Below are 6698 nucleotides of genomic sequence, written 5' to 3'. Positions count from 1 at the left end.
AATGTGAATGGAACATTCCGCGACAGTGGAAGGAACATTCCACCGAATGTGGGCGGTTCAATCCCCCGAGAGAGAGCGGAACAGCCCACTACGGTGAACAAAACACCCCCGCCAGCCTACTTCGCCGGCGCCCGCCCCTGCGCCTGCGCCAACTCCCCCTCAATCGCCCGACGCCGGGCATCCCCCGGCGGCAACAGCCCCAGCAGCGCCTGCAGCGCCTCAACCGCCTGAGGATAATCCTCGTTCCGTACCGCGCTCAGCGCCAGCATCTCCAGCACCGGCTGACTCCGCGGCTGCCGCTGATGCAGCTCGCGCAGCAGCAGCTCCCCCATTCGCATCTGCCCGCTATCCCCCGCCCGCACCAGCGCGCTGGCGTAGTCGAAGGTCGCCGCCGGGTCGTCCGCCGCCAGCCGATGGGCGCGGGCAAACGCGCCGATCGCCGTCTCGCCGTCGTTCAGCAACAGGCCGATACGCCCGAGCAGCTGCCAGCCGGCGAGATCCTGCGGATTATCCTGCAGCCGGCTGCGCAGCCCCAGCCGAAGCTCGGCGATCTCATCCATCCGCAGCGGCGCGGCGGTGGGGTCTTGCACCTGCTGCAGCAGGGCCGGATAGTGGCGCTGCGCCTGCTGCCAGAGCAGCACCTGGCCGAAATCGCTGGTTTTAAGGAACAGCCCGCCGCTGAGGCAGACCAGCACCAGCGCTCCCGGCAGCAGCACCCGGCGGCCAAGGGGCCGGGGAGCGCGGGCGTCTGACTCCGGAATATCCGCCAGCAGCGTGCGCTGCAGATCGACCACCAGCGCCTCGCGGGTCGCGCCGTTTTCCTGCTCTAGCTCCTCTAAACGCGAGCGGTAGAGCGCCCGGTTTAGCCGATCCCGGTCGATCGCCCCTTTCTCCTGCCAGGGCAGATAGAGCAGCGCGAGGGCGCCGGCCAGCAGCAGCGCGGCCACGATTAAGAACGCAGTCATGCATCATTTCCTTTTTTCAGTAACGCCGCCAGCCGCTGGCGCTCTTGTTCGCTCAGCGCCGCATCGGCGGTATCGCGACGCCTGGCACGCGCCACCAGCACCCCGGCGCCGGCAATCACAAACAGTCCGGGGATCAGCCACAGCAGGATCGTCCCCGCCGTCAGCGGCGGCTCATAGCTGACGAAGTTGCCATAGCGCGCCACCATGTAGGCGACGATCTGCTCCTTGCTCTGCCCCTGCTGCTGCAGCTCGTAAACCTTGAGCCGCATATCGGCGGCGATCATCGCATTCGAATCCGCGATGCTGTTGTTCTGGCATTTCGGACAGCGCAGCTGGGAGGTCACCTCGCGAAACGCCTGCTCCTGGGCCTCGTTCTTAAACTGCCAGGTATCAATAGCTCCCAGCGCGCTGCCCGACAGCAGCAGCGCCATCACGCCGCTCAGCAGGCGCTTCATGAGGCCGACTCCCGGCGATATTTTTCCCACAGCGGCCGCAGCTGCTCGCGCCAGACCCGCTCATTAAGATCCCCCGCGTGCCGCCAGCGGATAATTCCCCGGCCGTCGATCAGAAAGGTCTCCGGCGCGCCGTAAACGCCGAGGTCCAGCCCCAGCATGCCGCTGCCGTCGAACAGGCTGATGGCGTAAGGATTGCCCAGAGTATCGAGCCAGCTCACCGCTTTACGGCGGTCGTCTTTGTAGTTCAGCCCCACTACGCGTACCCCCTGCTGTGCCAGGCCGTTAAGGAACTGATGCTCGGCGCGACAGGTCGGGCACCAGGTCGCCCAGACGTTGAGCAGCAGCGGCCCGCCGCTGACCAGCACCGAGCGATCGTAGAGCTGGCCCGGAACGTTCAGCGCTTCGAGGCGAAACTCCGGTACCGGTTTACCCACCAGCGCCGACTCCAGCGTCGTCGGGTCATCGCCGTCGGCGTTGCGCATCAGCTGCCAGAACAGCGCCGCCGCCAGCGCCAGGAACAGCGCCAGCGGGAGAAAAAGCCATCTGCGGTTCATGATTGCGCCTCCTGCAGCTTTTTACGCAGCCGGTAGCGCGGGTCGAGCATGCAGCACAGGCCGCCGAGCGCCATCAGCACGCCGCCGTACCAGATCCAGCGCACGAAGGGCTTGTAGTAGAGGCGCACCGCCCAGCTGCCGTCGCCCAGCTCCTCGCCCAGCGCGGCGTACAGGTCGCGGGTCAGCCCGCCGCTAATCGCCGCTTCGGTCATCATCATCCGGCTGGCGCTGTAGAAGCGCTTTTGCGCATACAGCGTGGCTTCCGGCCGCCCGCCGCGGGTGACCTGAATCACCCCTTCGCCGCCGGTCCAGTTGGCGCCCACGATGTTGCGCACGCCCGCGAAAACAAAGTGGTAGCGGTGGATATCAATGCTGTCGCCGGCCTTCATCCGCACGTCGCGCTCCACGCTGTAGCTCTGGCTGAACGCGATGCCGATAACCGTCACCGCCACGCCGACGTGGCCGAGCACCATCCCCCACTGGCTACGCGAGAGCGTCCTTAACCCGCGCCAGAATCCGTGCCGGTGGGTAGCGCGTTCGTGCACCTCGATCAGCGAGAAGATAAGCACCCAGATAGCCATCATCAGGCCCAGCGTCGCCATCGCCGCGATGCGGTCCTCCAGCAGCCACGGCAGCAGCAGCGCCAGCAGCAGGGTAACGACCGCTGAAGCCGCCGCGCGCTTCAGCTGCTTCGCCGCAGCGTCGCGCCGCCAGCGCACCAGCGGCCCGATGCCCAGCAGCAGCGCAAACGGCGCCATCAGGGCGGTAAACATGGTGTTAAAGAAGGGTTCGCCAATCGAAATGCTGCCCAGCCCCAGCTCTTTATGCACCAGCGGCAGCAGCGTTCCGAGCAGCACCACCAGCATGGCGGCAATCAGCAGAATATTGTTGCTCAGCAGGAATGACTCCCGCGACCACAGCGAATGCTCAACGCGCGCCCGCACCCGTCCGCCCTTAATGGCGTACAGCAGCAGCGAGCCGCCGATGGCAATGACCAGCAGCGCGAGAATAAACAGCCCGCGCGTCGGGTCGGAGGCGAAGGCGTGGACCGAGACCAGCACCCCGGAACGCACCAGGAAGGTCCCCAGCAGGCACAGCGAAAAGGCGGAGATCGCCAGCAGTACGGTCCAGGCGCGGAAGCTGCCGCGCTTTTCGGTTACCGCCAGCGAGTGCAGCAGCGCGGTGCCGACCAGCCACGGCATAAAGGAGGCGTTCTCCACCGGGTCCCAGAACCACCAGCCGCCCCAGCCCAGCTCGTAGTAGGCCCACGCCGACCCGAGGACAATGCCAAGGGTCAGGAAAACCCACGCTGCCTGGGTCCACGGCCGCGACCAGCGGGCCCACGCCGTATCCAGCCGCCCGGCCAGCAGCGACGCGATAGCGAAAGCAAAAGCCACCGAGAAGCCAACGTAGCCCATATAGAGGATCGGCGGATGGAAGATCATGCCGATATCCTGCAGCAGCGGATTGAGGTCCCGGCCATCGATGGGATACAGCGGCAGCGTGCGGGTGAAGGGGTTAGAGGTGAGCAGAATAAACAGCAGAAAGCCGAAGGCAATCATCCCCATCACCGCCAGCACTCTGGCGACGGCGTCGAGCGGCATGCGGCGGCTCAGCAGCGCCACCGCAAAGGTCCAGACGCTCAGCAGCAGCACCCACAGCAGCAGAGAGCCCCCGTGGGCGCCCCAGGTCGCGGCCACCCGATACCACACCGGCAGCGCGCTGTTGGAGTTTTCCTCCACGTAGCGCACGGTAAAATCGTTAACCACGAAGGCGTGCACCAGCAGCAGGAAGGCGCCGACGATGCAGAAAAACAGCGCGCAGGCCAGCGGGCGGGCCAGCGCCATCATGCGCCGATCCTGACGCGAAGCGCCCCACAGCGGATAGACGCTCAGCAGCAGCGCCAGGCCCGCCGCGAGGCACAGCAGATAGTTGCCCAGCTCCGGCATCATGGCTGGCTCTCCTTATTCACGGGACTCATGGCGTCCTTTACCTCCGGCGGCGTGTAGTTTTCATCGTGCTTGGCCAGCACCTGGCGGGCGATGATGTGCCGGGGGGAATCCAGCTCGCCCTGGGCGACTACGCCCTGCCCCTCGCGAAACAGGTCCGGCAGAATGCCGCGATAGCTCACCTCAACCGTGCCGCGGGCGTCATACAGCGTAAAGCTGACGTCCAGGGTTTGCGCATTGCGCCTGACGCTGCCCGGCTGAACGTAGCCGCCGATGCGCAGGCGCTGCCCGACGTGCGGCTTCTCATGGGTTTCCGTCTTGCCGTAGATAATCTCTCCTGGGGTATAGAACAGGTCGATGTTGGCGCTCAGGGCGTACAGCGTCAGGCTGACGGCAAGCCCCAGCCCGGCCGCCACCGCCAGCACGATATAGAGGCGGTTCTTACGACGCGTCTGCATCTGCGGCCTCCCGGTCACGGACGCGCGCGGCGGCAATCCGCCGGTCGCGGGCCTGCTGGCGCCGAACCTCACTGAACAGCGCCCGGCGCTGCCACAGGGTATGCGCAGTCAGCAGGCCAAAGCCCGCCAGCGCGGCGGCAGCGGCCAGCCAGACGTACGGCGCGTAGCCGCCCATCGCCAGAAACGCGGCGAAGGAGGAAAAAGCGGGACTCATTTCGAGGCTCCTTTATTCACCAGCGCCGCCACCCACGGGCGGCGGCGTTCCTGGCGCAGGATCAGATTGCGCAGGCGCATCAGCGTCAGGGTAATAACCAGGCACAGCAGGCCGAGCATGCAGATGCGTAGCGGCAGGCGCATGCTGGGGTCAATACTCTGCTGCATATTGGTCGACCCCTGATGCAGGGTGTTCCACCAGATGACCGAGTAGTGAACGATCGGCAGATTGACCGCCCCGACCAGCACGAGGATCCCCGCGGCACGTCCCGCCAGGCGGCGGTCGTCGAAGGCGTGCCAGAGGGCAATAATGCCGCCATAAATAAACAGCAGCACCAGCTCAGAAGTCAGACGGGCATCCCAGATCCACCAGGTTCCCCACATCGGCTTGCCCCACGCGGCGCCGCTAACCAGCGCGATAAAGGTGCAGACGGCGCCAACCGGCGCCAGCGCCGCGACGCTAAGGTCGGCCATTTTGACCTGCCAGACCATGCCAACGAAGGCCGCGGCGGCCATCGCGGCATAGATCCCCATTGACCCCATCGCCGCCGGGACGTGGAGATACATGATGCGATAGCTCTCCCCCTGCTGGTAGTCGGCGGGCGCATAGACAAAGCCCCAGCCCAGCCCCACCGCTAACAGCAGCGCGCTCAGCGTCGCCAGCCACGGGATCCAGCGGCCGCACAGGCCGTATAGCCGTTCGGGGATCGCCAGTTGATGTAATGCTTTCCACATAGACGTTTACTCACACGACTGTTTTTTATCACCACGTCAGAAAGACCGCAGCGGGTTATTGCACCGTCAGCCGCAGCGCGGCGGCGGTGGCAAACGGGCATAGCGTCGCGCTGGCGGCTAAAAAGGCCCCCAGGATCGCCAGATAGCCATCCACCGGCAGCCCCGCCGAGGCGGCCTGCGTTGCGGCGGTGGCAAAGATTAACAGCGGCACCGACAGCGGCAGCACCAGCAGGCTAAGCAGCACGCCGCCGCGCCTGAGCCCCACCGTCAGCCCCACGCCAACCGCGCCTAAAAAGCTCAGGGTGGGCGTACCCAGCAGCAGGGTCAGCGCCAGCACGCCCGCGTCGTGGGCGGTCATCCCCAGCAGCAGCGCCGCCAGCGGGGAGACGATCAGCAGCGGCAGACCGGTCATTATCCAGTGGGCAACCACCTTCACCAGCACCACCGCCGCCAGCGGCGTCGGCAGCAGCAGCAGCTGTTCCAGGGAGCCGTCCTGCCAGTCATCGCGAAACAGGCGATCCATCACCAGCAGCGCCGCCAGCAGCGCCGCGACCCACACCACGCCCGGCGCAATCTGCGCCAGCAGCGGCGGATTCGCGCCCACGCCGAACGGAAACAGGGTGATAACCAGCAGGAAAAACCACAGCGGATTGAGGATTTCCGCCCCGCTGCGCCAGGCGAGGCGCATTTCGCGGCAAAACAGCGCCCGCATCACCAGCCCACCGTCCTTTCGCCGCAGAGGCGCAGCGTCCGCAGAGGACAGGCCAGCGTCCGCAGCGGCTGATGGGTGGTGAGAATGACGCTGCCCCCCGCCTGCACGTGCTGCTCCAGGCGTCGGGTCAGCCGCTCCACCGCCGTGGCGTCAAGGGCGGTAAACGGCTCGTCGAGGATCCACAGCGTCGCCGAAGTCAGCCACAGGCGCGTCAGCGCCACCCGGCGCTGCTGCCCGGCCGAGAGCTGGCTCAGCGCCACGTCCTCGTAGCCCGCCAGCCCCATTGCCGCCAGCGCCTCTTCCCGCGCCCGCGGGCTGGTTTGCGCAAAGAAGAAGCGCAGGTTTTCATCCGCCGTCAGCGCCGCCTTGACGCCAGGCTTATGCCCGCACCACAGCAGCTGCTGATGGAAGGCGTCGCGTACCGACGAGAGCGGCTCGCCCTGCCAGCTGACGACGCCGCTTTCCGGCCGCGCCAGGCCGCAAAGCAGCCGCAGCAGGGAGGTTTTTCCGCTGCCGTTATCGCCGGACACCTGCAGCATTTCGCCACGGTTAACCGTTAACGTCAGCGCCTGAAACAGCACCCGCTCGTCGTAGATGCAGGTGAGTTGTTCTGCGTGCAGCATGAGTGCAAGCCCTTTCAAATCAGACCATAGTCGG

Annotated in this window: 9 protein-coding genes; all 9 read right to left on the bottom strand. The window is 66.1% G+C overall.

The window, feature by feature from the left end:
• Positions 1 to 116 precede the first annotated feature (116 nt).
• The 9 genes from ccmI to ccmA are packed head-to-tail and all read right to left on the bottom strand — an operon-like array spanning position 117 to position 6664.
• The gene (gene ccmI / locus RTE01_RS22320) at positions 117 to 965 is read right to left on the bottom strand and encodes a c-type cytochrome biogenesis protein CcmI (protein ID WP_134526476.1); all 849 of its coding nucleotides are present in this window, start codon (positions 963 to 965) and stop codon (positions 117 to 119) included.
• A complete protein-coding gene (locus tag RTE01_RS22315) occupies positions 962 to 1420 on the bottom strand; it encodes a cytochrome c-type biogenesis protein (RefSeq protein WP_115192481.1) in 459 nt (152 codons plus the stop codon). The genes ccmI and RTE01_RS22315 overlap by 4 nt, the downstream gene beginning before the upstream one ends.
• Positions 1417 to 1974, bottom strand: a complete 558-nt coding sequence (locus RTE01_RS22310) for a DsbE family thiol:disulfide interchange protein (RefSeq protein ID WP_041145977.1) — start codon at positions 1972 to 1974, stop codon at positions 1417 to 1419. The genes RTE01_RS22315 and RTE01_RS22310 overlap by 4 nt, the downstream gene beginning before the upstream one ends.
• A complete protein-coding gene (locus tag RTE01_RS22305; protein WP_134526479.1) occupies positions 1971 to 3926 on the bottom strand; it encodes a heme lyase CcmF/NrfE family subunit in 1956 nt (651 codons plus the stop codon). Before RTE01_RS22305 ends, RTE01_RS22310 begins: the two co-directional genes overlap by 4 nt.
• Positions 3923 to 4381, bottom strand: coding sequence for a cytochrome c maturation protein CcmE (ccmE, locus tag RTE01_RS22300; protein WP_076947579.1), 459 nt, complete (start codon positions 4379 to 4381; stop codon positions 3923 to 3925). Before ccmE ends, RTE01_RS22305 begins: the two co-directional genes overlap by 4 nt.
• Entirely contained in the window at positions 4365 to 4595 is a 231-nt protein-coding gene (gene ccmD, locus RTE01_RS22295) for a heme exporter protein CcmD (protein WP_041145980.1), read from the bottom strand. Before ccmD ends, ccmE begins: the two co-directional genes overlap by 17 nt.
• Positions 4592 to 5329, bottom strand: a complete 738-nt coding sequence (locus RTE01_RS22290; RefSeq protein WP_041145981.1) for a heme ABC transporter permease — start codon at positions 5327 to 5329, stop codon at positions 4592 to 4594. Before RTE01_RS22290 ends, ccmD begins: the two co-directional genes overlap by 4 nt.
• Positions 5330 to 5384: 55 nt before the next feature.
• Positions 5385 to 6044, bottom strand: a complete 660-nt coding sequence (ccmB, locus tag RTE01_RS22285) for a heme exporter protein CcmB (RefSeq protein ID WP_041145982.1) — start codon at positions 6042 to 6044, stop codon at positions 5385 to 5387.
• Positions 6041 to 6664 (bottom strand): cytochrome c biogenesis heme-transporting ATPase CcmA, encoded by a 624-nt coding sequence (gene ccmA, locus RTE01_RS22280; RefSeq protein WP_134526481.1) that lies wholly within the window; start codon positions 6662 to 6664, stop codon positions 6041 to 6043. Before ccmA ends, ccmB begins: the two co-directional genes overlap by 4 nt.
• Positions 6665 to 6698: the final 34 nt, after the last annotated feature.

The organism is Klebsiella terrigena (genome assembly GCF_006539725.1).
In the GTDB taxonomy this organism is placed as follows: Bacteria; Pseudomonadota; Gammaproteobacteria; order Enterobacterales; family Enterobacteriaceae; genus Klebsiella; species Klebsiella terrigena.
This window is presented reverse-complemented; position numbering and strand designations above follow the sequence as displayed.

What these genes read in the sequence shown, in the direction of transcription:
- ccmI (WP_134526476.1), bottom strand. Translation starts at nt 965, where the DNA reads ATGACTGCGTTCTTAATCGTGGCCGCGCTGCTGCTGGCCGGCGCCCTC.
- RTE01_RS22315 (WP_115192481.1), bottom strand. Translation starts at nt 1,420, where the DNA reads ATGAAGCGCCTGCTGAGCGGCGTGATGGCGCTGCTGCTGTCGGGCAGC.
- RTE01_RS22310 (WP_041145977.1), bottom strand. Translation starts at nt 1,974, where the DNA reads ATGAACCGCAGATGGCTTTTTCTCCCGCTGGCGCTGTTCCTGGCGCTG.
- RTE01_RS22305 (WP_134526479.1), bottom strand. Translation starts at nt 3,926, where the DNA reads ATGATGCCGGAGCTGGGCAACTATCTGCTGTGCCTCGCGGCGGGCCTG.
- ccmE (WP_076947579.1), bottom strand. Translation starts at nt 4,381, where the DNA reads ATGCAGACGCGTCGTAAGAACCGCCTCTATATCGTGCTGGCGGTGGCG.
- ccmD (WP_041145980.1), bottom strand. Translation starts at nt 4,595, where the DNA reads ATGAGTCCCGCTTTTTCCTCCTTCGCCGCGTTTCTGGCGATGGGCGGC.
- RTE01_RS22290 (WP_041145981.1), bottom strand. Translation starts at nt 5,329, where the DNA reads ATGTGGAAAGCATTACATCAACTGGCGATCCCCGAACGGCTATACGGC.
- ccmA (WP_134526481.1), bottom strand. Translation starts at nt 6,664, where the DNA reads ATGCTGCACGCAGAACAACTCACCTGCATCTACGACGAGCGGGTGCTG.